Here is a 23,109-nt window from a genome sequence, read left to right as displayed (position 1 = left end):
CCACGATGCGACGGGTCAGCGCGGATGTGGCCTAGGCGTGGGCGGGGAACCAGATCGCGGTCTCGCGGGCCGCCGACTCGGGCGAGTCGGAGGCGTGCACGAGGTTCTCGCGGTTGGACAGCGAGAGGTCGCCGCGGATCGTGCCGGGGGCGGCCTTGCGCCCGTCGGTGGCGCCGTTGAGCGAGCGGACGACGTCGATCGCCTCGTCCCCCTCCAGCAGCAGCGCGACGAGCGGGCCGCTGGTCGCGAACTCGCGCAGCGGCGGGTAGAAGTCGCGCTCGACGTGCTCGGCGTAGTGCTGGTCGGCCGTCGCGCCGTCGATGGTGCGGTGCTCCATCGCGACGATCGTCAGGCCCTTGGCCTCGAACCGGGACAGCACCTGCCCGACCAGGCCGCGGCGGACGGCGTCGGGCTTGATCAGGACGAGGGTGCGCTGCGTCATGCCGCGCACCCTAGCCAAGGGGACGCCGGGCGAGCTCGGCCGCCCGGCGTACGACGTCGGGCGGGACGTCGTCGTGGGAGTCGCTCGCCGAGACCGGGTCGGCGGAGACCCGGCGCACGGGGATCACGCCGGCCCAGACCCCGGCCTCGACGTCGGACGGCTCGTCGACGGGCTCGCCGGACCGCAGCTTCATCGACGCCTCGACCAGGGGCACGGCCAGCACCGAGGTGGCGGCCAGCTCCTTGCGGGTGTGCGGGCGCAGGGTCGCCGAGCGCCCCGGGACCATGTGGTCGACGGTCAGCGTGAGGGCGTGCGCCTTCTCCTCCGCGTCGGCCACGATGCGGGCCTCGCCGATGACCACGACGGAGCGGTAGTTCATCGAGTGGTGGAAGCCCGAGCGGGCGGCGACCAGCCCGTCGACCTCGGTGACGGTCACGCACACCGTGCGCGACGCCGCCCCGGTGAGCCAGCGCGCCGCGACCGAGCCGTGGATGTAGAGCGTGCCGCCCTCGTCGGGCCCGTCGAGGTCGACCGCGAACGCCACCGGGAGCACCACGGGGTGGTCGCCGACGTCGACGCCCACGTGGGCGACCAGCGCGTCGGCGAGCAGCGCGTGCATCGCCTCGCGCTCGGACTGCGCCCGGTCGCGGCCCCGGCGGACGGTGGTGCGGTCGGTCGGCGAGAGCGGGGTGGTGGTCACCCCGCCATCCTCGCGCCCGTCGTGCCGGTGGGGCACGGGGGTTTCACTCCTGGGCCTGCTCGGCCTGCTCGGCCTGCCGCCGGTCGTACGCCGCGAACGCCGCGGCCCGCTCGCGGTCGATCTTGCGGCCGAGGAGGTCGGCGGTGGCCCACAGCAGCCCGAACAGCGCGCCCAGGAAGAACATCGTGTCGATCACGAACCCGAGGCCGATCGCGGCCACCTGGATCGCCCAGCCGGCGGCGTAGCCGGCCTCGCTGCGGAGCATCCCGGCCGCCAGCAGGCAGGCGACGGCGAGCCCGAGCCCGACGGCCAGCGCGGTGCCGGGAGCCACGTCGGCCACGGCGATCATCACCGGGGTCGTCAGGCCGAGGGTGATCGCCTCGAGGGTGAGGACGGCGGCGCACATCCCGCGCCGCGGCGAGCGCTCGCGGTCGCCGGTGGGCCGGCCCTCCGCGCCGCTCATCCAGCCGCCTCGCCCGTGCGGCCGAGCAGCGTGCGCGCCTCGCCGACGGTCACGACCGACCCGGTGACCAGCACGGCGCCCGCGCCCATCGAGCTGACGGCGTCGCCGGCCTCGGCGAGGGTGGCGGCGTGGTCGAGGGCGTCGCTCAGCTGGCGCTCCACGCTCACCCGGTCCTCGCCGAAGACGTCGACGGCCACCCGGGCGAGCTCGGCGACGGGCATCGCGCGGTCGGTGGAGTTCTGGGTGACCACGACGTGGGCCAGGTGGGGCTCGAAGGCCGCGAGCAGGCCCTCGGCGTCCTTGTCGCCCATCACGCCGACCACGCCGATGAGCGGGGAGAGCTGGAAGGAGTCCTCGAGCGCGGCGGCGGTCGCCTCGGCGCCGTGCACGTTGTGGGCGGCGTCGAGCACGATGGTGGGGCTGCGCCGCACCACCTCGAGCCGGCCGGGCGAGGTGATCTCGCCGAACGCAGCCCGCACGACGTCGTCGCCGAGCACCTGGTCGCCCAGGAACGACTCCACCGCCGCGAGCGCCACGGCGGCGTTCTGCGCCTGGTGGGCGCCGAAGAGCGAGAGGAAGACCTCGTCGTACGTCGCCCGCAGCCCGCGCAGGGTGACGACCTGGCCGCCGACCGCCGGCAGCCGCGAGACGACCCCGAAGTCGACGTTCTCGACCACCAGCCGGGCGCCGACCTCGGCGGCCCGCTCGCCGACGACGGCCGCGACCTCGGGTGACTGCTCGGCCACCACCGCGACCGCGCCGGGCTTGATGATGCCGACCTTCTCGCGCGCGATGGCCGCGGGCGAGTCGCCGAGGTAGCGGGCGTGGTCGTTGGCTACCGGGAGGATCACCGCGACGTCGGCGTCGATGACGTTGGTGGCGTCCCACGACCCGCCCATGCCGACCTCGACGACGGCGACGTCGACCGGGGCGTCGGCGAACGCGGCGTAGGCCATGCCGACGACCGTCTCGAAGAAGCTGAGCGGGTGGGCCTGGTCGGCGTCGACCAGGTGCGTGTACGGCGCGACGTCGTTGAAGGCCCGGACGAAGGCGTCGTCGTCGAGCGGCTCGCCGTCGATGCTGATCCGCTCCGACATCCGCTGCACGTGCGGCGAGGTGAACCGCCCGGTGCGCAGGTCGAGCGCCCGCAGCAGCCGGTCGATCATCCGCGAGGTCGAGGTCTTGCCGTTGGTGCCGGTCAGGTGGATCGAGCGGTACGTCGACTGCGGGTCGCCGAGCAGCTCGGCGAAGGCCCGGATCCGGTCGAGCGACGGCTCGAGCCTGGTCTCGGGCCAGCGGGAGAGCAGGGCGTCCTCGACCTCGTCGAACGTCTCGGCCAGGCGGGGGATCTCGGGGGCGTCATCGCTGGTGGTCATCTCCCATCGAGTCTAGAGACCTCCGCGCGGCGCCGCCCCCGGCGTCACGCTTCCGCCGGACGAGAACAGGTTCTAGGTTGCTCGCAGGACCACCGACCGAGGGAGCACCGTGAAGACGCTGGCGGCAGTCGTGCACGAGCAGGGCCAGGAGTTCGTGCTCGAGGAGGTCGACCTCGACGAGCCGCGCGCCGACGAGGTGCTGGTGCGCATGGTCGCCACCGGGCTGTGCCACACCGACCTCTCGCTGCGCGACAGCCTGCCGGCCGAGATGTTCCCCCGGGTCTTCGGCCACGAGGGCGCCGGCGTGGTCGAGCAGGTCGGGCCCGACGTGGCCGGCATCGAGGTCGGCGACCACGTGCTGCTCAGCTTCCGCTCGTGCCGCGGGTGCGGCCCGTGCCGCGAGGGCGCGGTCGGCTACTGCGACAACTCCCTGGTGCTCAACTACATGGGGTTCCGGATGGACGGCTCGACCACCCACCAGCAGGACGGCGCTCCGCTGTACGGCTCCTTCTTCGGCCAGTCGAGCCTGGCCCAGCACGCCCTGGCCTACGCCGACAACTGCGTCGTCGTCGACAAGTCGCTCGACCTGACGCTGCTGGCGCCCTACGGCTGCGGCTTCCAGACCGGCGCCGGCACCGTGCTCAACATCCTCGACCCGTCCCCCGGCGACAGCCTCGTCGTCCTCGGTGTCGGCGCCGTCGGCATCGCGGCGCTCGCCGCCGCCCGGGCCGCCGGGATGACCACCGTCGTCGCCGTCGACCTGATGGACGCGCGCCTCGAGGTCGCCGAGCGGTACGGCGCCGTGCGGGTCAACCCCGCCTACCTCGGCGAGCAGTCGGTGCCCGACCGGGTCAAGGAGCTGACCGGAGGCGGGGCGTCGTACGCGATCGACACCACCGCGGTCTCCGAGGTCGTCACCCAGGCCCAGCTCTCGCTGCGCCCGCGCGGCACCCTGGTGGCCCTCGGCCTCGGCGCCGAGGAGTACGCCGTCGACGCCATCGACCTGCTGCAGAGCGGCAAGGTGATCCGCTCCTCCGTCGAGGGCGACTCGGACCCCCAGGAGATGATCCCGCGGCTGCTGCAGATGCGCGCCGCCGGCGACTTCGACCTCGACGACCTGGTGACGACCTACCCGTTCGCGCAGATCAACTCCGCGGTCAGCGACGTCCTCACCGGCGCCGTGGTCAAGCCCGTCCTGGTCTGGTGACGCCCTTCCCCCGCGCCGACCTCGTCGGGACGGGTGGAGGCGGGCCCGGGGGGGACTGGTGACTGCTGACGGCTGACGGGTGACGGCGCCGAGGCGATGTGCCGTTCCCGCGCGATCGAACGGGAACGACAGGAATGCCTGCCTCAGATCTGTCGTTGCCGTTCGATCGCGCGGAAACGACAGGCCGGCCCACCAGCCGGAACCCGCCAACCCACCCCGGAGGGCGTTGGCCCGGGACGGCGGGCGGTGGAGGTTGGGGGCATGGCCAAGTCCGAGAGCGTCCCCGCCGACCAGCTGACCCCCGGACAGGTGCGCCGGGCCGGCCCCTGGGCGGTGGGCAACCGCGACGGTGAGCTGTTCGCCGTCTCGCGGCGCTGCCGGCACCAGCTGGCCGACCTGTCGAAGGGCACCGTCGACGCCGACGGCTGCCTGGTGTGCCCCTGGCACCAGAGCACCTACGACGTCACCACCGGCGAGATGGTCGAGGGCCCGCGCGGGTTCCTCGGCTACCACGGCAAGGCGCCGGGCTACGCCCAGCTCGTCCGTGGCTACAGCAAGGTGCTCCGGCTGCGCGTCGGCCGGGTCGTACGCCGTGGCGCCGACGTGGTCGTCGAGCGTCGCAGCCGGTGACCGGTGCGGGCGCCGCCGCGCAACGGCCCTAGGATTTCGGGCATGACCGAGACTCCCGAGCAGGCCCCGGACCCGACGAGCGCCCCGCCCCGCGCGCTCGTCGTACCCGACAGGCCCGCCCTCGAGGGCCTCGAGGAGAAGTGGTCGGCGCAGTGGAAGGCCGACGACACCTATGCCTTCGACCGCACCCAGCCGCGCGAGAACGTCTTCTCCATCGACACCCCGCCGCCGACGGTGAGCGGCAGCCTGCACGTCGGGCACGTCTTCTCCTACACCCACACCGACCTGGTCGCCCGCTACCAGCGGATGCGCGGCAAGGCCGTCTTCTACCCGATGGGCTGGGACGACAACGGCCTGCCCACCGAGCGCCGGGTGCAGAACCACTACGGCGTCCGCTGCGACCCGTCGCTTCCCTACGACCCCGACTTCACCCCGCCCGAGAAGCCCGACCCCAAGCGCCAGGTGCCGATCAGCCGGCCCAACTTCGTCGCGCTGTGCGAGGAGCTGGTCCCGGAGGACGAGAAGAAGTTCGAGGCGCTGTGGCGCGACCTGGGGCTGTCGGTCGACTGGAAGCAGCACTACACGACCATCGGGCCCAAGGCGCAGAAGATCAGCCAGACCGCGTTCCTGCGCAACTTCGCCCGCGGCGAGGCCTACCTGCAGGAGGCGCCGACCCTGTGGGACGTCACCTTCCAGACCGCCGTCGCCCAGGCCGAACTCGAGGCCCGCGAGTACGCCGGCGCCTACCACCGCGTGGCCTTCCACGCTCGGTCGTCGGACGGTTCCGACAGCCCGCTCTACATCGAGACCACCCGCCCCGAGCTGATCCCCAGCGTGGTCGCGCTGATCGCGCACCCCGACGACGAGCGCTACCAGGCGCTGTTCGGCACCACGGCGACCAGCCCGGTCTTCGGCGTCGAGATCCCGGTCGTCGCCCACCCGGCGGCCGAGATGGACAAGGGCTCCGGCCTGGTCATGTGCTGCACGTTCGGTGACCTCACCGACGTGACCTGGTGGCGCGAGCTGCAGCTGCCCGTGCGCACCGTGATCGGGCGCGACGGGCGCCTGACCCGCGAGACGCCCGAGTGGCTGTCCTCGGAGCAGGCCGCCACGGCGTACGCCGACCTGGCCGGCAAGACGACGTTCTCGGCCCGCGAGGCGATGGTCGCCAGGCTGCGCGAGTCCGGCGACCTCGACGGCGAGCCGAAGCCGACCCAGCGGATGGCCAACTTCTTCGAGAAGGGCGACAAGCCGCTCGAGATCGTCGCCACCCGGCAGTGGTACATCCGCAACGGCGGTCGCGACGCCGCCCTGCGCGCCGAGATGCTCGACCGCGGCCGCGAGCTGACCTGGGTGCCGGCCCACATGAAGCACCGCTACGACAACTGGGTCGGTGGCCTCAACGGCGACTGGCTGATCTCGCGGCAGCGCTTCTTCGGCATCCCGTTCCCGGTCTGGTACCCGCTCGACGACCAGGGCGAGCCCGACTACGCCCACCCGCTCACGCCGAGCGAGGCCGAGCTGCCCGTCGACCCGTCGACCGACGCCCCCCGCGGCTACGACGAGAGCCAGCGCGGCAAGCCGGGCGGGTTCCTCGGCGACCCCGACGTGATGGACACCTGGGCGACGTCGTCGCTGACGCCGATGATCGCCGGTGGCTGGGAGACCGACCCCGACCTGTTCGACCGCGTCTTCCCGATGGACCTGTGCACCCACGCCCACGACATCATCCGCACCTGGCTGTTCTCCCGGGTCGTCCGCTCCCACGCCGAGTTCGGCCGGCTCCCCTGGTCGACCGCCCTGATCTCCGGGTTCGTGCTCGCCGGCACCGGCAAGGGCAAGATCGCCAAGTCCAAGGGCAACTCCGCGATCGACCCCGACCACCTGCTGTCGGAGTACGGCGCCGACGCCGTCCGCTGGCGGGCCGCGACCGGCCGCCCCGGTCTCGACTCGCCGTTCGACGAGAAGCAGATGAAGGTCGGCCGCCGGCTGGCGATGAAGGTCCTCAACGCCTCGAAGTTCGTGCTCGGCAACATCGGCGCCACCGACCTCGACCCGGTCCGGGTCGTGGAGCCGGTCGACTGCGCGCTGCTGGCGCGGCTGGCGATCGTCGTCGGCCGGGCCACCGACGCGTTCGAGACCTACGACTACACCAGCGCGCTCGAGGCCACCGAGAAGTTCTTCTGGGAGTTCTGCGACGACTACCTCGAGCTGGTCAAGGAGCGGGCGTACGCCGCCGAGCCGTCGACCGCCCGCGACTCGGCGCGGGCCACCCTGACCCTCGCCCTCCAGGTCCAGCTGCGGATGCTGGCGCCGTTCCTGCCCTACGTGACCGAGGAGGTCTGGTCGTGGTGGCAGGAGGGCTCGATCCACCGCTCCACCTGGCCGACCGCCACCGAGCTCGGCTCCGCGGCCGCCGCCGACCCGGCGATGGTCGACGCCGTGGCGTCGACGCTCGCCGGCATCCGCGGCGCGAAGTCTCAGGCCAAGGTGGGCATGAAGGCGCAGCTGTCCCGGGTGGAGGTCACCGGCCCCGAGGCGGCCCTCGCCGCGATCCGGCTGGCCGAGCCCGACCTGCGCGCCGCCGGGAAGATCACCGGTGACCTGGTCTACACGACCTCCGACGGCGGCACCGACGTCACCGTGAGCGCCGAGCTGGCACCCGTCGAGTAGGCACCGCCGGCCACGGGCGCCCGGTCAGAGGAGGCCGAGGGTGGCCGCGTGCCGGCGTACGGCGTCGGTGTCGGCCGCCAGCACGAACGGCACGTCCTCGGTCCACGTGCCCGAGACCTCCTCGACCCGGCCGTCGCCCGGGTCGAGCCGTACCTCGCGGATGTAGATCGCGAGGATCCGTCCCGGGTTCGCGCGAGCCACCGCGGCGTAGATCTCCGGGTCCTTCTCCCCCGAGTCGCCGATGAGCACGAACCGCAGCCGGGGGTGGAGGTCGAGGACCTCCTGGATGCGCACCGGCTTCTGCTCGCGACCGGCCGAGGTGCCCAGCAGGTCGCGGAGCAGCACGGGACCCATCGGGAACTCGCTGTGCCGGATGAACGCGACCAGGAAGCTGTACAGGTTCCAGGGGCTGGACGAGACGTAGAAGACGGGGTTGGCCTCGGCGGCCAGGTCGCCGTACAGCTCCGCCGCGCCCGGGAACGGCGACCGGGTGAGCGCGGAGCCGGTGATCGTCTGCCGGATCATCCGCCCGACCCGCTGGACGCCGGTCTCGAGGATCGTGTCGTCGATGTCGGAGATCACGCCGAACGCCGCGTCGTCACCCGGGACCCGGACCCGGAGCGGCGTGCTCGTGGGGTCGGTGATGCCGCGGTACTCGTCGGCGAGCTCGACGGTCCCGTCGGTCCACGGGGAGGTGAGCCGGTCGGGCTCCGGCTGGAGGCGCACCTGGAAGTAGCCGTCGGCGTCGGTGGCGGTCTCGACGCTGGTGCCCCCGACGGTGACCCGCAGCGGCACCCCGGGAAGGTCGTCGGTCAGGAACTGCCGCAGCGTGCGCCGTGCTGCGGTGCGGACGTGCTCGCCCTCGGCGGCCTCGGACGGGGCCGGGTCGTCGAGGACCCGTCCGCGCACCACCACTCCCCGGTGGCTGCCGTGTCCGACGTACGTGTCGATCCGGAGGTCGTCGGGCGTGCGGGACCTGGCGCGGCGCAGCCGAGCCCCGTCCCACGCCTTCTCCAGCCGGCGGGCCCAGCGACTCGCTCCCATGCACCCACCCTAGGCGGCGCGGACGGCCGTCCGGCCGGCGCCGCGGGCGGCTCTCGACGTCCTACGACGACCGGCCGGCCTCGCCGTCGGGGACGGCCTGCGCCAGGCCCGTCTGGTAGGCGATCACGACGAGCTGCGCGCGGTCACGGGCCTGCAGCTTGGTCATCGCGCGCTGCACGTGGGCGCGGACGGTGAACGGGCTGACCACCATCCGCTCGGCGATCTCCTGGTTGGACAACCCGGTCGCGACCAGGGCGACCATCTCCCGCTCGCGCGGCGTGAGCACCGAGAGCTGCTCGGGGTGGTGCGGCGCGACGTCGGCCGGTGTCGCCAGGAAGCGGGCGACCAGGGCGCGGGTCGCCGCCGGGGACAGCAACGTCTCCCCGGCTGCGATCGTGCGGACGGCGTCGAGCAGGTCGTGCGCCCCGATGCCCTTGCCGAGGAAGCCGCTGGCGCCGGCGCGCAGGGCGTGGGCGACGTGCTCGTCGGTCTCGTAGGTGGTGAGGACCAGGATGCGGCTGGTCTGCAGCGTGGGGTCGGCGCAGATCTCCAGGGTGGCGGTCAGTCCGTCCACGTCGGGCATCCGGATGTCCATGACGACCACGTCCGGGTGCAGGTCGCGGGTGAGCCGCACCGCCTCGCGGCCGTCGGCGGCCTCGCCGACGACGGTGATGTCGTCGGCGGTCTCCAGCAGCGTCCGGAACGCCTGGCGCAGCAGGGCCTGGTCGTCGGCGAGCAGCACGCGGATCGTCACGGCGTGGCACCGGTCCCTGCGTCGTCCATCCGTCCTCCCGTGGTCGTCGTACCGTCCGCCTGGACCTGCTCGGTCCGCGTCGGGTCCGTCCGCGCCGGGTCCCTGGCCGGCGGGAGGGGCAGGTGGACCGAGACGAGGAAGCCGCCTCCTGGACGCCCGCCGGCCGTGAGGTCTCCCCCGAGGGCGGTGGCCCGCTCGCGCATCCCGATCAGACCGTAGCCGGGTGCCCGCTCCGACGCCGGGGACGCCGTCGTCCGGGCGGCTCCCCCGTCGTCGGCGACGGCGATGGTCACGCGGTCGCGGGTCCAGGTCAGCCGCACCCGCGCGCTCCCCGCGCCGGCGTGCTTGGTCACGTTGGTCAGCGCCTCCTGGACGACGCGGTAGGCGGTCAGGTCGACCCCGGGGGGCAGGGGCCGGGCCGTGCCCTCGTGGTGCACCGACACCTCGAGGCCGGCCCGTCGGAAGGACTCCAGGAGGGTGGGGAGCCGGTCCAGCCCGGGCGCGGGCTCGGCCGACCCGGCGACGTCCCCGGTCTGGCGCAGCAGGCCCACCGTGGCCCGTAGGTCGTCGAGGGCGTTGCCGGTGGTCTCGACGAGCTGGTCGAGGCTGGCCCGGGCCAGCTCGGGGCGGGCGTCGAAGACGTGGGCGGCGACCGCGGCCTGCGCGTTGGCCAGGGTGATCTGGTGGGCCACGAGGTCGTGCAGCTCGCGGGCGATGCGCACCCGTTCCTCCGCCACCCGGCGCTGCGCCTCGCTGTCGCGGCTCTCCTCGGCACGCTGGGCCCGCTCCTCCACCGCCGCCAGGTAGGCGCGGCGGTTCTGCGTCGCGTGCCCGAGCACGCCGGCCACCAGCGGGAACGCCGCCACGATGCCCAGCCGGCTCGCGTCCTGCCACGAGAGCGACCCCGACAGGACGGTGGAGGCGACCAGGAGCGCCGAGGAGACGAGCAGCACCGTGGTCGTCACGCGTCGGTCGGCGCGCACGGCGAGCGCGTAGGCGGTGATCACGGCGGGGGCCACGATGAGGGGGGTCAGCAGCAGGTCCAGCGGCCCGACGAGCATGCCGCTCGCCGTCGTGAGGGCCATCGCGACCACCGGGGCGCGGTGCCGCACCGGCAGCACGGCGGTGGACACCACGGCGACCAGGTAGGCGGCCCCGGACGGCGGCGACACCGTGTCGTCGACCTGCAGGAAGCCGCCTACCAGGCAGAGCGCGAACGCCGTCGCGAGGGTCGCTCCCTCCCGCCACCACGCAGGACGCGGTCGCGAGAGGGAGCCACCCGGGTCGGTCATCGCGGGCTGTCACCCCGGGCCGCCGCGACCAGCCCGACGGCCGGGACGGGGGCGGGCCGGCTCAGCTTCTCACCCTCGATGTCGACGCGCGGCAGCACACGGCTCAAGGTACGGGGCAGCCACCACGCCCGGTGGCCCAGCAGTGCCATGACCGCCGGGGCGATCGCCATCCGGACGACGAAGGCGTCGAAGAGGACGGCGGAGGCCAGCCCCACGCCCATCGTCTGGATCGTCGGCATGTGGATCCCGATGAACCCGGCGAAGACGCTGATCATGATGATCGCCGCCGCGGTCACCACCCGCCCGCTGTGGCGGAAGCCCTCGACGATCGCGTCGCCGGGCGACGCGCCGTGCACGTAGGCCTCGCGGACGCGGGTGAAGAGGAAGACCTCGTAGTCCATGGCGAGACCGAACACGATCCCGATGACGAGGATCGGCATCAACGACATCACGGGTCCGGTCTGCTCGATCCCGATCAGCTCGGCCCCCCAGCCCCACTGGAAGACGGCGACGAGGACGCCGAACGCGGCGCCCACCGAGAGCAGGAACCCGAGCGCGGCCTTGATCGGGACCAGGATCGAGCGGAAGACCACCATCAGCAGGAGGATCGCCAGGCCGATGACCACGCTCAGGTAGGGCACCAGGGCGTCGGACATGGCCTCGGAGATGTCGATGTTCAGCGCGGTCCTGCCCGTGACCGCGATGTCGGCACCCGTGCTGGCCTCGAGGTCGGCGGCGACGCCGCGGATCTCCTGCACCAGGTCCTTGGTCTCGGTGCTGGTCGGCGCGCTCTGCGGGACCGCCGTGATCACGGCGGTGTCCCCGGCCTCGTTGAGCACCGGGTCGTCCACCGACGCGACCCCGTCCATGCCCCGGAGCGCCTCGACGACCTGGTCGGTGGCGGGGCCGGGCTCCGCGGTGCCGACCAGGTCCACGGCCACGGTGAGCGGGCCGTTGAACCCCGGACCGAAACCGTCCGAGAGCAGGTCGTAGGCGCGCCGCTGGGTCGTCTCGACCGACTTCGACTCGTCCCCGGGCAGCCCGAGCTCGAGGCTCAGCGCCGGCAGGGCGATGGCCCCGAGACCGAGTCCGGCGACCATCAGCACGGCCACCGGTCGGCGCAGCACGAGCCGCGCCCAGCGCGTGCCGAGGCCGGGCCGGGTGGGGGCGGGCGGCACCGGGAACGGGCGCAACCGGTTCCGGCGCTCGGTCTTGCGGACCTTGCGGGACAGCACCCGCTGCCCGAAGAGGCCGAACATCGCCGGGACCAGGGTCAGGGCGACGAGGACCGCCAGGGTTACGGCGCCGGCCCCGCCGAGGCCCATCTTGGTGAGCTCGGGGATCCCGACGACGGCCAGTCCGGCCAGGGCGATGATGACGGTCGCGCCGGCGAAGACGACCGCGGACCCGGCCGTGCCGACCGCCAGGCCGGCGGCCTCCTCCGGCTCGCTCCCGCGGGCCCGCTCCTCGCGGTACCGCGAGGTGATGAACAACGCGTAGTCGATGCCGACCGCGAGCCCCAGCATCAGCGCCAGGATGGCGACCGTCGACGTCAGCCCCAGCGGCTCGGCCAGGGCCGAGACGAGGCCGAAGGCAATCGCGACACCGGTGAAGGCACCCAGCAGCGACAGGCCGGCAGCGACCATCGAGCCGAGGGTGAGGATGAGGACGACCGCGGCGACCGCGACGCCGACCAGCTCGGTGGTGCCGCCGGGTGACTCCTCCGACTCCAGGGCGTCACCGCCGATCTCCACGGTCAGCCCCTTGTCGCGGGCCTGCTCGGCGGCGTCCTCGAGGGTGCCCTTGGTCGACCCGGTCAGGTCGACGGCGCCCTCGGTGTAGGAGATCGTCGCGTAGGCGATGGAGGCGTCCTCGCTGACGGCGCCCTCCTCGAACGGGTCGGTCACCCCCGCGACCTGGTCTCCCCCGTCCAGCGCGCCGACCGCGGCCGTCACCGCCTCGCGGTGCTCGGTGTCCGTCACCTGCTCCCCCTGCGGCGCCTGGAAGACCAGGCGGGCCTCGGCGCCCTGGGCGTTGCCCTGCGGGAACCGCTCGTCGAGCAGGTCGAACGCCTGCTGCGACTCGGTGCCGGGCATGGAGAGGTCCTCCTCCTCCGCGGACGGCGCCGTGGCCGCCGCCACCCCCGCCAGCACCACGGCGGCCAGCCACAGGCCGGCCACGAGCCGGCGCCGCCGGAAGGCCCACCGTCCGACCCGATAGAGAATTGTCGCCACTGTCGATCACTCCAGACACACACCAGTTGGAAGGGAAGCGCGCGGTCGTCCGGCGCTCCGTCAACCCTGGCTCCCGGCGTCCCCGCGGACATCGTGCTGAGCCACCGTCTTGACCCTGGTGCGCCTGGACCAGGAACCGGCCGTCCTGGTGCCGTCGCACCAGGTCGTCGGCCGCGGGTGTGGCGGTGCGCCGGCGCGGGCAGGAGCAGTCGGCGTCGGTGTCCGCCGACGTCCGCAGGCCGCCGACCGAGGAGCAGCGATGACCCCCGCCCCCACCCCCGCCAGCCGACCAGGACGACGAGACCGAGGGGGCCGGCACCGGGTCGTCGCGCTCGTCGCCGCGGTCACCGCCGCCCTGCTCGCCCTGACCGCCCAGGTCGCCCCCGCCCCGGCGGCCGGGGCCGCGGTGACCACCGGCGGGCCACCGACGTGGCGGGTCTACGAGTTCGCCTCGGCCGACATCGCGCCGCGGGCGTTCGGGGTCAGGCTGGTCCGGCGCGCCTCCGGCGACCCCGTCCGCGGAGCCACGGTGCGGTTCCTGGCCACCAGGAGGACCGGGGGTCAGGTGCGGGCACGCGTCGTCACCGGGGCGCGAGGCGTCGCCCGGTGGTCGCTGCCGGTGCCGAGCCGGCGGTTGCGCTACCTGGAGGCGACGTACTACGCGCCGGGCGAGACCGACACCTACCTCCGGCTGGGCTACTGCCGTCGTCCGGCCGGCTGGCGGGAGTGCGGCGCGGGCTGAGGACGCCGACGCCATCGGGACCGGGGACGCGCCGCTCGTCCCGGGTCCCGGGCGGCGGCCCACCACGAGAAGCACGACCGACTGCCCACCCCCAGGGTGAGCAGGAGCATCCCGCGGGGCCCGAGGAGGTGCCGCAGCGTGGTGCGGGCACGGTGGGCGAGCTGGCTGGCGGCGTTGGGGGAGATGTCGATCTCCCGGGCGAGCTCGGAGACGGTCAGCCCGTCGACGACCATGCGCACCAGGACGTAGCTCTGCCGCGCGGGCATCTCCCGCAGCGCCCGGAGGACCTCCCGGCGCTCGTGCGGGAGCAGGTCCGAGGCCTCGGGGTGGCTCGCGATCCGGGCGTCACCGGCCTGCCGCTCCGCGATGTCGCGGGACCGGTCCCGGGCGCGCACGATGTCGACGACCATGTTCCCGGCGGCTGCCCGCAGGTAGCTGCGCAAGGACTCCGGCGCGGGGTGCACGCTGAACCGCACCAGCGTCCGCAGGAGCGCCTCGGAGGCGACGTCCTCGCCGTCGGCCTCGCTGCGCAGTGCTGCTGAGGCCAGGCCCCTCAGCCACGGGTAGTGACGCCGCCACAGCAGCTCCCAGGCGTGTCCGTCCCCCTGTCGCAGCCCGTCCAGCAGCGTGCCGTCGTCCGGCTCCGGGGCGTGCGGCTCGTCGTGCAGGTCTCCACGTCGTGGGGATGTCCCCGGTACCTCCATGCCCTACAGACGTGGGACGACCGGAGTCCTTACGACGAACGCCGGCCCGGATCGCGACCGCACCGGGTCGAGCCGGGCCGCGACGGTCTCGACGTGCGGCCGCGACTGCTCAGGCGGACTTCTTCTTCTTGGCCTCGGGCTGGCGGATCACCAGGGTCGGGGCGGACTCGCCGAGCACGACCTCGTCGGTGATGACCACCTTCGCCACGTCGCCGCGGGAGGGGACGTCGTACATCACGTGGAGGAGGACCTCCTCGATGATGGCGCGCAGACCGCGGGCGCCGGTGCCGCGCTCGAGGGCCTTGTCGGCGATCGACTGGATCGCCTCGTCGGTGAACTCGAGCTCGACGCCGTCGAGCTCGAAGAGCTTGCGGTACTGCTTGGTCAGCGCGTTGCGCGGCTCGGTGAGGATCTGCACGAGCGCGGCCTGGTCGAGCTTGGTGACGCTCGCGATCAGGGGCAGGCGGCCGATGAACTCGGGGATCAGGCCGAACTTGGTGAGGTCCTCGGGACGGACCAGCGCGAGCAGGTCGTCCTGGGCCTTCTCCTCCGAGGTGCGCACCTCGGCGGTGAAGCCGAGGGTCTTCTTGCCGACCCGCTGCTCGATGATGTGCTCGAGGCCCGCGAAGGCGCCGCCCACCACGAACAGGATGTTGGTGGTGTCGATCTGGATGAACTCCTGGTGCGGGTGCTTGCGCCCGCCCTGCGGCGGCACCGAGGCCGTCGTGCCCTCGATGATCTTCAGCAGCGCCTGCTGCACGCCCTCGCCGGAGACGTCACGGGTGATCGAGGGGTTCTCGGCCTTGCGGGCCACCTTGTCGATCTCGTCGATGTAGATGATGCCCGTCTCGGCCTTCTTGACGTCGTAGTCGGCGGCCTGGATGAGCTTGAGGAGGATGTTCTCGACGTCCTCACCGACGTAGCCGGCCTCGGTGAGCGCGGTGGCGTCGGCGATCGCGAACGGCACGTTGAGCATCCGGGCCAGCGTCTGGGCGAGGTAGGTCTTGCCGCAACCGGTGGGGCCGATCACCAGGATGTTGGACTTGGCGACCTCGACGACCTCGTCCTTGCTGTGCTTGCCCTTGCCGTCGTGCGAGCCGCCGGGCTGGAGGCCGGCCTGCACGCGCTTGTAGTGGTTGTAGACCGCGACGGCCAGGGACTTCTTGGCCTGCTCCTGCCCGATCACGTAGGAGTTGAGGAACTCGAAGATCTCCTTGGGCTTGGGCAGCTCGTCGAGGCTGACCTCGGTGCCCTCGCTGAGCTCTTCCTCGATGATCTCGTTGCACAGGTCGATGCACTCGTCGCAGATGTAGACGCCGGGGCCGGCGATGAGCTTCTTGACCTGCTTCTGGCTCTTGCCGCAGAAGGAGCACTTCAGCAGGTCGCCTCCGTCACCGATGCGTGCCACTGGCGGGTCCTCCTGGAGTCGGACGGGTCTGACGAGACTGACGGAACTGACAGAACTGACGGAACTGAGCGGTGAACATGGTGGAGCATGGTGGCCGGACGACCAACCCTGTGACGGTACCCCGTGACGCCCCCGGTCAGGGGCGACACGGCCGACCGTGTGGAGAGCCGGTCGTCCGGCCGCAGCCGACTAGGCCAGCGCCGGGGTCTTGAGCGACTCGAGCACCGAGTCGATCAGGCCGTACTCGACGGCCTGCTCGGCGGTGAGGATCTTGTCGCGCTCGATGTCGCGGCTGACCTGCTCGAGGTCGCGCCCGCTGTGGTCGCTGATCATCTTCTCCAGCAGCTCGCGCATCCGGAGGATCTCGTTGGCCTGGATCTCGATGTCGGAGGTCTGGCCGAACGTGCCCTCGGTGTAGGGCTGGTGGATCAGGATCCGGCTGTTGGGCAGCGCCAGGCGCTTGCCCGGCGTGCCGGCGGCCAGCAGGATCGCGGCGGCCGAGGCCGCCTGGCCCAGGCACACGGTCTGCACGTCGGGCTTGATGAACCGCATCGTGTCGTAGATGGCGGTCAGCGCGGTGAAGGAGCCACCGGGGCTGTTGATGTAGATGCTGATGTCCTGGTCGGGGTTCATCGACTGCAGGCACAGCAGCTGGGCGATGACGGCGTTGGCGACGTCGTCGGAGATCGGGGTGCCGAGGTAGATGATGCGCTCCTCGAACAGCTTGCCGTAGGGGTCGATCCGGCGGAAGCCGTAGGAGGTGCGCTCCTCCCACTGCGGGATGTAGTAGTTCATCTGGTGCCTCAGTCCTTCTGGCGCGCGGGGCGCCCGTCGTCGGCGGCCTCGCGGGCGCTCGTGATGACCTGGTCGACCAGGCCGTACTCCTGGGCCTGCTCGGCGGTGAACCACCGGTCGCGGTCGGCGTCGGCGATGACCTGCTCGACCGGCTGGCCGGTGTGCTCGGAGATCAGGTCGAGCAGCACCTTCTTGATGTGCAGCGACTGCTGCGCCTGGATCTTGATGTCGGACGCCGACCCACCCATGCCCGAGGAGGGCTGGTGCATCATGATCCGCGCGTGCGGCAGGGCGTAGCGCTTGCCCTTGGTGCCGGCGCAGAGCAGGAACTGGCCCATCGAGGCGGCCAGGCCCATGCCGACGGTCGCGACGTCGTTGGGGATGTAGTTCATGGTGTCGTAGATCGCCATGCCGGCGTCGACGGAGCCGCCCGGGCTGTTGATGTGCAGGAAGATGTCGGCCTCGGGGTCCTCCGCCGACAGCAGCAGCAGCTGGGCGCAGATCGCGTTGGCGTTCTGGTCGCGCACCTCGGATCCGAGGAACACGATCCGCTCGCGCAGCAGGCGCTGGTAGATGTGGTCGTCGAGGACGTTGAGTCCCCCGCCTCCACCCATGGTGTGCTCTGAGTACTGGTTCACCTCGCCGACACTAGCCCGCGTCGGGGACAGTTCCACGGGCGACGCCGCGGTGTTCGCCATCAGCAGAAGGGCGCTCCGCCGGCCGGCGTGGCGCCGTGGGTCAGCGCCCTCGACCGCCGCCCCGAGCCGGGTCACCGTCGTCGCCATCCCGGCCTCGAGCTCGTCGGCGTGCCCGTCCGCGCCGCCGAGGAACGCGCGGGCGAAGACCCTGCTCAGGGGCGTGAGCCGGCGTGGCACCGGGCGCCGGTGGACGACGCGCGTGCCGCCGTCGCCGGTGGGCTCGAGCTCCCAGATCCACCGGGCCCCGCTCGAGCGGGTGTCCCACGCGAGCACCCGGCCCGGCTTGAGCTCGGCGACGACCGAGCGGGTCGGCCAGACCACCACCCCGCGGCGGTTGATGCCGACGTACTGCTGGCCGACGCGGAGGCCGCCGGGCAGGAGCGGGCGCATGGCGACCAGCTCGGGGCTCCACCTCGGCATCCGGGAGAAGTCGGTCAGCGCCGCCCAGACCTCCTCGGGCGGGGCGGCGACGGTGGTCTCGGAGCGGAGCTCGCGCTGGGCGTGGGTCACGGGCCGATCGTCGCACCCCTGGGTGCCGCGGAGTGCGGCCGAAACGGCCACGGGCGCCCAGCATCGGACCTAGAGTGCGGCCGTGCCGGGCCGATACTGCGTCACCTGTGGCAGCCCCCTCCACGTGGGCAAGCCGTTCTGCGTCACCTGCGGGCACCGCACCGCCGCGCCGGCACCTCCCGCGGCACCTTCCGCGGCACCTTCCGCGGCAGCGGCAGCGGCCGAGGCCACCCGCCCCGCGCCCCCGGCACCTCGGCCGCCGGCACCGGGCCCGCCGCTCCCGGCACCGCCCCGGCGCCGCCGCGGCGGGCGGTACGCCGTCGGCGCGCTCGCGCTGCTCCTGGTCGGCGGGGGGATCGCGGCGGGGGTGGTCGCCCTCGACGGCGACGACGACACCCGGGACCGCAGCACGCCGTCGGCCAACGGCGAGCAGGTCGCCCTCGCCGACGGCGTCTCGGTCCTGGCCGGACCGGGCGACGAGTGGACCTTCCGTGCCGGCGAGGTGCTCGACGGTGGGACGGTCTCCCCCTTCGGCCAGCACTTCTTCGACGACGGACGCGGACCGGTCATCGCCGAGGACGGCGTCGTCGTCGTCCAGGTCACCGACCCCGACCTCCGGGCGGTGGTGGTCGGCCTCGATGCCGACGACGGCAGCGTGCGGTGGGAACGCCCCTCCACCGAGTACGCCGTCGAGTGCCTGGCGGTGCCGGGCACCGGCACGATCGGCTGCAACGGCGAGGACGGCCTCGAGCTGGTCGACGTCGAGGACGGCGGGACGGCCGCGACTCCCGGGCTCGGCCCCGTCGCCGGGGCGATCGCGGGCGACGGGCTCGTGTGGCTGGCGTCGTACCCGACGCGCGACAGCGACGGCGACCTCCACCCCACGCGGGTCACCGCCCTCGACCCCGACACGCTCGACGTGGTGTGGGACGAGGTGCTGGAGGACGGGTCCGACGGTGGCGGGGACGAGGTCAACGCCTTCGACGGCGGCATCGTGTTCACCCTCGGCGACCTCGGCCTGGTCGTGGAGTACGGCTACCTGGCCTGGCTGGTCGACCCCGACGACGGCACGGTGCTGGAGACGGAGATCGACACCGAGGACGACGGTCCCTACCCCTCGCTGCTGAGGTCGCCGTACGCCGTGCAGTACGGCGACGACGGCGGCGTGCGGATCGTCGACCGCGACCGCACGACGGTCGCCGAGTCCGACGACGACGTCTGGTCCGGCGAGACCGTCGTGCACGACGGCGCCTACGGCACCGGTCACCGGCTGGTCGACCTGGAGTCCGGGGAGGAGCGCTGGTCGCGCCCCGACCTCGACCAGGGCGACGACTACCACCCGTTCACCTGGACCGACGACGGCCGGTTCGTCCTGGTCGACGACCCGTCCGTGGACGCCGACGGCGACGGCAGCGACGACCCGGCGGGCACCACGGTGGTCGACGCGGCCGACGGCCGCGACGTCCTGCACTCCGAGGACAGCATCGACCTCCACGGCTCCGTGCTCACCGACGATGCCGCGGTCGTCACCGGCCCCGGACGCGTCACCGTGCACTCCCTGGTCGACGGCGGCGAGGCCTGGAGCCGCGACGTGACCGACATCAGCACCCCCGACGACGACGGCACCTACCCTGCCCCCGAGGTGACGCTCACCGCGGACGCCGTCGTCGTCACCACCGCGCTGGCGGTCCGCTCGTTGAGCCTCGGCACCGACGGGTCCACCGGCCCATCCGACGCCGGTGACGACGAGCCGGTCGAGGGCGACGACCCCCGGTACGTCACCGACTGCGGGGTCGAGCCGGTCTTCGAGGCGGTCTCGTCGACCAGCGCCGACGGCGAGCTGGTCGTGGACCTCGTCGTGACCGCGAGCTGCCCCGACGGCCAGTGGCTGGACTCGGGCTCGACCGACATCAGCGTCACGCACGAGGACGGCACCGTCCTCGCCTCCGGAGTCTTCGACTTCAGCGGCACCCCGTTCTTCCTCCCGCCACCCGCCGGTGACGCGTCCGGGGAGTCCGGCGAGGGCGCGATCACCCTGCCGCTGGCGTTCCCGGCCGCGACGGTCTACTCCACGCCCGAGGAGGTCGAGAGCGCGATCGGCTCTGGCCTGGTGCGGGTCGGGTGCGAGCAGGACAGCGACGGCTCCGCCCCGGCCGAGCCGCCGGCCGACCCGGCCGAGGGCGCCGACCCCGACACCGGCGGCACCGCCGAGGCGCCCGGCGTCGAGGGCGGCGGGGAGACCGCGCTCGAGGCGCTTCGCCGGATCGCCCGCGAGGACTTCGACTCCGTCGGTGGCGAGCTGGTCGACCGCTGGGTGCCACAGCTGTCCTCGAAGTACCGCGGCCTCCAGGCCGAGGGGCGCACCTGGTCCGACGACGCGATCCTCGAGGAGCACCTCGACCTCCGGCTGCGCTTCGACAACGTCAAGCTGCTCTACAGCGACGACTGGAACTTCCAGCGCACCGGGATCTGGGTGACCATGACCGGGGTCTCTTACGACCACTGGCCCGAGGTCCTGCAGTTCTGCGTCGCCACCGACCGTTTCGACGGCACGTGCACCGCCAAGTACCTGCGCTACGGCGGCCCGTGGGAGGGCACGACGGCTTACCTCCGCGACGACGGCACGGTCCCGCCCCCGGACGAGGGGCCGACCCGCGACGGACGCCGCCAGCCCGGCCAGGACTGACCCGGGCCTGCTGCTGGTGCTCGCCGTGGTCGGGGGACGGCCGCGGCCGGCCTCCTCGACCAGCGTCGGTCAGCCGTCCGCGCTCAGGACAGCCAGCGGCGCAGTGCCGTCAGCACCTCGGGGTGGTTGAGGAGCCCGAAGTGGTCGGTACGGCCCACGTGCAGCACCTCCGCGCCCGGGAACAGCTCGCGGCCCTGCCGGTCGCGCCCGTACGCCGAGCGGGGACGGACCAGCAGGTCACCGACGACGTGGCCGACGGGGTGGTGCTGGGACTCGGTGAGCGTCGCGGACACCAGGCGGTAGCGCGCGTGCGGCAGTGGGGCGACGTCCTCGGCCAGCCCGGCCACCAGGTCGTGCACACCGGTCGAGCGCCAGTCGAGGATGCGGCCGAACGCCGCCGTCTCGGGCAGCCGCTGCAGCCCGCGGCTGCCGTGGCCGATGCCCCACGCGATGGGGGCGCCCAGGTGGGGGGTGCCGAGGGTGACGACGTCGGTGACGAGCGCGTTCCAGTCGGGGGCCGCGGGGTCGGCGGCCACCGCGCCGGCCGCCCGGACGACCAACCCCCCGAGCGAGTGGCCGACGAGCGCGATCCGGGTGACCTCCACCGGCCACGCCTCGACCAGCCGTTGCACCAGGCCGGTGAGCGCGACGCCGTTCTCGCGCATCGACAGGCCGGTGTTGGAGCGGAGGAAGACCGGCGTCCAGCCCTCGGCCGCCAGCGACTCGCCGTACGTCGTCCCGCGGCGCTCGCGGTCGCGGTTCCAGTACTCCTCGTTCTCGCACAGGCCGTGCAGGAAGAAGACGAGCCGGCCGGTCGCGTCGGGGAAGGCCCGGGCCAGGTCGTCGCGCTCGGGCTCGACGTCGGCGCCGTCACGGCGCACCGCCATCGGGATCGCCATCTGGGGGCGTTCCTGCAGCAGGCGGTCGCCGATCAGGCCGTTGACGGCCGCGGAGACGAACCGGCCGCGCGGGGTGGCCTCGAGGCTGCGCCCCAGCCCGGCGGCAGCAGCCTTGTCGAGGCCCCTGGACGCGGCGCGCAGGCCGAGCCCGAGCCCCTCGTAGACGGCCGCCGCGACCCCGCGGTGCAGCACCTCGGGGGCGACGCCCGCTCCCCCGGTCGCCTGGCGGGTCAGCCCGTGCGCGCGGTCGGCCCAGGCGAGGTGCGTGTCGCGGACGCTCTTGACGACGAGCTCGTCGGCGACCTCCGCGAGCAGGCTGGCGGCGTCCAGCCACGACGGCCCGGCCGGGACGGGCCGGGGCTCCGCCGGGCGTCGAGGGGTGCCGGAGCGGCGGGTGATCACGGTCCGAGGCTACCAACCTTCGGTGCACATCTGTACGCCGAACTGCCCGCGGCCGAGGCAACCGGAGTAGCCCTCTCGTCTTCACCCCGCGGCCACCGCGCTGTGGTTGGATCGGCCCATGGATTCGGCCATGGGGTCAGTCGCTCGATGCTGCGGGTGACGCTGCGCGGTTCCGGACTGCCCACGGTCACCCTCGGATCCGGCGAGACGCTGCTGTTCGGCCGCTCCCCGCACCACGCCGTGCCCGACGACGACCCCGGTGACGCGCTGCGGGTCACCGCCATCGCGCTCCCCCGCTGCGCCCCCCACGTGAGCCGGCTCCTCGGCGAGCTGGTCGTCGGCGACGAGATCGCCCGGCTGCGCTGGCACGGGTCCGGCGAGACGCAGGTCTCCAGCCTCTTCGACGCCCCCGGCGGCGCGCGCCGGGTCACCCTGGCCGAGGGGATGGCGCTGCTGCTCGACGAGGGCGAGAACCAGCTGGTGGTGATGCGCGGGCGCCAGACCGGCCCCACGACGTACGACGACCTGTCGATCGTCGTCGACGTCGCCCCCTCGGCACCCGAGCCGGCCGCCCGGCCACGCCCCACCGACGACGAGCACGACCTCGACGCCACCGCGACCGCCCCGGCACCGCGGCTGCCCCCGCACTCCCGGGAGTGGTACGTCGCGCTGGCCCTGGCCGAGCCCTGGCTGAGCGGCACCGACGACTACCCGCGCCCGCCCTCCAACCGCGAGATCTACGAGCGGGTGCTCGGGTGGCACGGCTACGCCTGGAACCTCGAGCGGGCCCAGCGGGTCGACGACGCGATCCGGCTGATCTCGGCGCTGGCGTTCGGGCCCAAGGAGGACCCGTTCAACGCCGGTCGCGGCCGGGCGCAGAACGTGCGCTTCGCGATCGGTCGGCGCACGGCCGAGGTCAGGCTGGTCACGGTGGAGGACCTCGAGACGGCCGAACGGGCCGCCGCCGGGCGGAAGGTTCCACCGGCCGTCTCCTAGCCCGGCGCCCGGGGGCGCGCCTACGGTCGCTGGCACTCGGACCCAGGACCAAGGAGACCCACGATGGCCAACAACATGCAGGGCATGGACACCGACGAGGCCCGCGGCGTGGCGCACTCGATGGGCGAGCACGCCGGCCTCGTCGGCGACGTCTGCGCCCGCCTGCTCGCCCGCGTGCAGGCCACGAGCTGGACCGGCGCCGACAAGGACGCCATCACCGACGACATCGGCAACAGCTTCATCCCCAACGCCAACGCCGCCTGCGACGAGATCCGCGCCCAGGCCGACTACCTCATCGCCAAGGCCGACGAGCAGGACGCCATCAGCTCCTGACCTCCAGGGGTCGGCGAGCGCGTCCCGCGCGGCGGAAGTTTCCACCGCCGCCGCTCTCGACCCCCCGCCGGACCGCATGTCACGTTTCCACCACACCGCCCCCACGGACACCCCGGACCTC

At 73.3% G+C, this 23,109-nt stretch carries 20 protein-coding genes and 1 pseudogene; 7 read left to right on the top strand and 14 right to left on the bottom strand.

Annotated features, from left to right (window positions below):
• Nucleotides 1–31: 31 nt before the first annotated feature.
• Genes ndk through AC4MBH_RS11315 form a run of 4 tightly spaced genes read right to left on the bottom strand, consistent with a single transcriptional unit; the run spans nt 32 to nt 2,981 of the window.
• Nucleotides 32–442 (bottom strand): nucleoside-diphosphate kinase, encoded by a 411-nt coding sequence (ndk, locus tag AC4MBH_RS11330; RefSeq protein WP_491794971.1) that lies wholly within the window; start codon nt 440–442, stop codon nt 32–34.
• Nucleotides 443–452: 10 nt separating this feature from the next.
• Entirely contained in the window at nt 453–1,142 is a 690-nt protein-coding gene (locus AC4MBH_RS11325) for a pyridoxamine 5'-phosphate oxidase family protein (protein ID WP_491794970.1), read from the bottom strand.
• A gap of 43 nt (nt 1,143–1,185) precedes the next feature.
• The gene (locus AC4MBH_RS11320; protein WP_491794969.1) at nt 1,186–1,605 is read right to left on the bottom strand and encodes a DUF4233 domain-containing protein; all 420 of its coding nucleotides are present in this window, start codon (nt 1,603–1,605) and stop codon (nt 1,186–1,188) included.
• Nucleotides 1,602–2,981, bottom strand: coding sequence for a bifunctional folylpolyglutamate synthase/dihydrofolate synthase (locus AC4MBH_RS11315; RefSeq protein WP_491794968.1), 1,380 nt, complete (start codon nt 2,979–2,981; stop codon nt 1,602–1,604). Before AC4MBH_RS11315 ends, AC4MBH_RS11320 begins: the two co-directional genes overlap by 4 nt.
• 109 nt (nt 2,982–3,090) lie before the next feature.
• On the opposite strand from AC4MBH_RS11315, the gene AC4MBH_RS11310 reads away from it, so the two are divergent.
• The 3 genes from AC4MBH_RS11310 to valS all read left to right on the top strand — a co-directional run bounded on the left by AC4MBH_RS11310 (nt 3,091) and on the right by valS (nt 7,491).
• Complete coding sequence (locus AC4MBH_RS11310) at nt 3,091–4,188, top strand: NAD(P)-dependent alcohol dehydrogenase (protein ID WP_491794967.1); 1,098 nt, start codon at nt 3,091–3,093, stop codon at nt 4,186–4,188.
• A 261-nt stretch (nt 4,189–4,449) separates the two neighbouring features.
• The gene (locus AC4MBH_RS11305; protein WP_491794966.1) at nt 4,450–4,818 is read left to right on the top strand and encodes a Rieske (2Fe-2S) protein; all 369 of its coding nucleotides are present in this window, start codon (nt 4,450–4,452) and stop codon (nt 4,816–4,818) included.
• 42 nt (nt 4,819–4,860) lie between these two features.
• A complete protein-coding gene (gene valS, locus AC4MBH_RS11300; RefSeq protein WP_491794965.1) occupies nt 4,861–7,491 on the top strand; it encodes a valine--tRNA ligase in 2,631 nt (876 codons plus the stop codon).
• Nucleotides 7,492–7,515: 24 nt separating this feature from the next.
• Here the strand turns inward: valS and AC4MBH_RS11295 are convergent, their stop codons facing one another.
• The 4 genes from AC4MBH_RS11295 to AC4MBH_RS11280 all read right to left on the bottom strand — a co-directional run bounded on the left by AC4MBH_RS11295 (nt 7,516) and on the right by AC4MBH_RS11280 (nt 12,761).
• On the bottom strand, nt 7,516–8,535 hold the full coding sequence (locus tag AC4MBH_RS11295) for an App1 family protein phosphatidate phosphatase (protein WP_491794964.1): 1,020 nt from the start codon (nt 8,533–8,535) through the stop codon (nt 7,516–7,518).
• A 61-nt stretch (nt 8,536–8,596) separates the two neighbouring features.
• A complete protein-coding gene (locus AC4MBH_RS11290; protein WP_491794963.1) occupies nt 8,597–9,289 on the bottom strand; it encodes a response regulator in 693 nt (230 codons plus the stop codon).
• Nucleotides 9,286–10,581 (bottom strand): sensor histidine kinase, encoded by a 1,296-nt coding sequence (locus AC4MBH_RS11285; protein ID WP_491794962.1) that lies wholly within the window; start codon nt 10,579–10,581, stop codon nt 9,286–9,288. The genes AC4MBH_RS11290 and AC4MBH_RS11285 overlap by 4 nt, the downstream gene beginning before the upstream one ends.
• On the bottom strand, nt 10,578–12,761 hold the full coding sequence (locus AC4MBH_RS11280) for an MMPL family transporter (protein ID WP_491794961.1): 2,184 nt from the start codon (nt 12,759–12,761) through the stop codon (nt 10,578–10,580). The genes AC4MBH_RS11285 and AC4MBH_RS11280 overlap by 4 nt, the downstream gene beginning before the upstream one ends.
• Nucleotides 12,762–13,074: 313 nt before the next feature.
• Here AC4MBH_RS11280 and AC4MBH_RS11275 point away from each other — a divergent pair, with 313 nt between their 5' ends.
• Nucleotides 13,075–13,557, top strand: a complete 483-nt coding sequence (locus tag AC4MBH_RS11275) for a hypothetical protein (protein ID WP_491794960.1) — start codon at nt 13,075–13,077, stop codon at nt 13,555–13,557.
• On the opposite strand, the gene AC4MBH_RS11270 is transcribed toward AC4MBH_RS11275, so the two are convergent.
• The 5 genes and pseudogenes from AC4MBH_RS11270 to AC4MBH_RS11250 all read right to left on the bottom strand — a co-directional run.
• A complete protein-coding gene (locus tag AC4MBH_RS11270; protein WP_491794959.1) occupies nt 13,512–14,261 on the bottom strand; it encodes an RNA polymerase sigma factor in 750 nt (249 codons plus the stop codon). The genes AC4MBH_RS11275 and AC4MBH_RS11270 overlap by 46 nt on opposite strands.
• Nucleotides 14,262–14,370: 109 nt before the next feature.
• Nucleotides 14,371–15,669 (bottom strand): ATP-dependent Clp protease ATP-binding subunit ClpX, encoded by a 1,299-nt coding sequence (gene clpX / locus AC4MBH_RS11265; protein ID WP_491794958.1) that lies wholly within the window; start codon nt 15,667–15,669, stop codon nt 14,371–14,373.
• Between the two features lie 189 nt (nt 15,670–15,858).
• Nucleotides 15,859–16,464 carry an ATP-dependent Clp protease proteolytic subunit gene (locus AC4MBH_RS11260; RefSeq protein ID WP_491794957.1) on the bottom strand — a complete coding sequence of 202 codons (606 nt, stop codon included), beginning with the start codon at nt 16,462–16,464 and terminating at the stop codon, nt 15,859–15,861.
• An 8-nt stretch (nt 16,465–16,472) separates the two neighbouring features.
• A complete protein-coding gene (locus AC4MBH_RS11255) occupies nt 16,473–17,078 on the bottom strand; it encodes an ATP-dependent Clp protease proteolytic subunit (RefSeq protein ID WP_491795294.1) in 606 nt (201 codons plus the stop codon).
• Nucleotides 17,079–17,294: 216 nt separating this feature from the next.
• A pseudogene (locus tag AC4MBH_RS11250) lies at nt 17,295–17,672 on the bottom strand (SRPBCC family protein); the annotation flags it as partial.
• An 82-nt stretch (nt 17,673–17,754) separates the two neighbouring features.
• Between AC4MBH_RS11250 and AC4MBH_RS11245 the strand changes: the two are divergent.
• Entirely contained in the window at nt 17,755–20,358 is a 2,604-nt protein-coding gene (locus AC4MBH_RS11245; protein ID WP_491794956.1) for a hypothetical protein, read from the top strand.
• Nucleotides 20,359–20,441: 83 nt separating this feature from the next.
• On the opposite strand, the gene AC4MBH_RS11240 is transcribed toward AC4MBH_RS11245, so the two are convergent.
• A complete protein-coding gene (locus AC4MBH_RS11240; protein WP_491794955.1) occupies nt 20,442–21,659 on the bottom strand; it encodes an esterase/lipase family protein in 1,218 nt (405 codons plus the stop codon).
• Nucleotides 21,660–21,806: 147 nt separating this feature from the next.
• On the opposite strand from AC4MBH_RS11240, the gene AC4MBH_RS11235 reads away from it, so the two are divergent.
• On the top strand, nt 21,807–22,655 hold the full coding sequence (locus AC4MBH_RS11235) for a hypothetical protein (RefSeq protein ID WP_491794954.1): 849 nt from the start codon (nt 21,807–21,809) through the stop codon (nt 22,653–22,655).
• A 63-nt stretch (nt 22,656–22,718) separates the two neighbouring features.
• On the top strand, nt 22,719–22,988 hold the full coding sequence (locus AC4MBH_RS11230) for a hypothetical protein (protein WP_491794953.1): 270 nt from the start codon (nt 22,719–22,721) through the stop codon (nt 22,986–22,988).
• The last annotated feature ends 121 nt before the right edge of the window (nt 22,989–23,109 follow it).

The sequence above is a fragment of the Nocardioides sp. WJ219 genome, assembly GCF_058559815.1.
Note: the sequence above shows the minus strand (reverse complement) of the source record. Positions and strands in the feature narration are given on the sequence as shown.

Coding starts and splice junctions, on each gene's coding strand:
- AC4MBH_RS11235 (WP_491794954.1), top strand. CDS start 21,807: ATGCTGCGGGTGACGCTGCGCGGTTCCGGACTGCCCACGGTCACCCTC.
- AC4MBH_RS11255 (WP_491795294.1), bottom strand. CDS start 17,078: ATGGGTGGAGGCGGGGGACTCAACGTCCTCGACGACCACATCTACCAG.
- AC4MBH_RS11275 (WP_491794960.1), top strand. CDS start 13,075: ATGACCCCCGCCCCCACCCCCGCCAGCCGACCAGGACGACGAGACCGA.
- AC4MBH_RS11260 (WP_491794957.1), bottom strand. CDS start 16,464: ATGAACTACTACATCCCGCAGTGGGAGGAGCGCACCTCCTACGGCTTC.
- valS (WP_491794965.1), top strand. CDS start 4,861: ATGACCGAGACTCCCGAGCAGGCCCCGGACCCGACGAGCGCCCCGCCC.
- AC4MBH_RS11305 (WP_491794966.1), top strand. CDS start 4,450: ATGGCCAAGTCCGAGAGCGTCCCCGCCGACCAGCTGACCCCCGGACAG.
- AC4MBH_RS11285 (WP_491794962.1), bottom strand. CDS start 10,581: ATGACCGACCCGGGTGGCTCCCTCTCGCGACCGCGTCCTGCGTGGTGG.
- AC4MBH_RS11320 (WP_491794969.1), bottom strand. CDS start 1,605: ATGAGCGGCGCGGAGGGCCGGCCCACCGGCGACCGCGAGCGCTCGCCG.
- ndk (WP_491794971.1), bottom strand. CDS start 442: ATGACGCAGCGCACCCTCGTCCTGATCAAGCCCGACGCCGTCCGCCGC.
- AC4MBH_RS11230 (WP_491794953.1), top strand. CDS start 22,719: ATGGCCAACAACATGCAGGGCATGGACACCGACGAGGCCCGCGGCGTG.
- AC4MBH_RS11315 (WP_491794968.1), bottom strand. CDS start 2,981: ATGACCACCAGCGATGACGCCCCCGAGATCCCCCGCCTGGCCGAGACG.
- AC4MBH_RS11295 (WP_491794964.1), bottom strand. CDS start 8,535: ATGGGAGCGAGTCGCTGGGCCCGCCGGCTGGAGAAGGCGTGGGACGGG.
- AC4MBH_RS11270 (WP_491794959.1), bottom strand. CDS start 14,261: ATGGAGGTACCGGGGACATCCCCACGACGTGGAGACCTGCACGACGAG.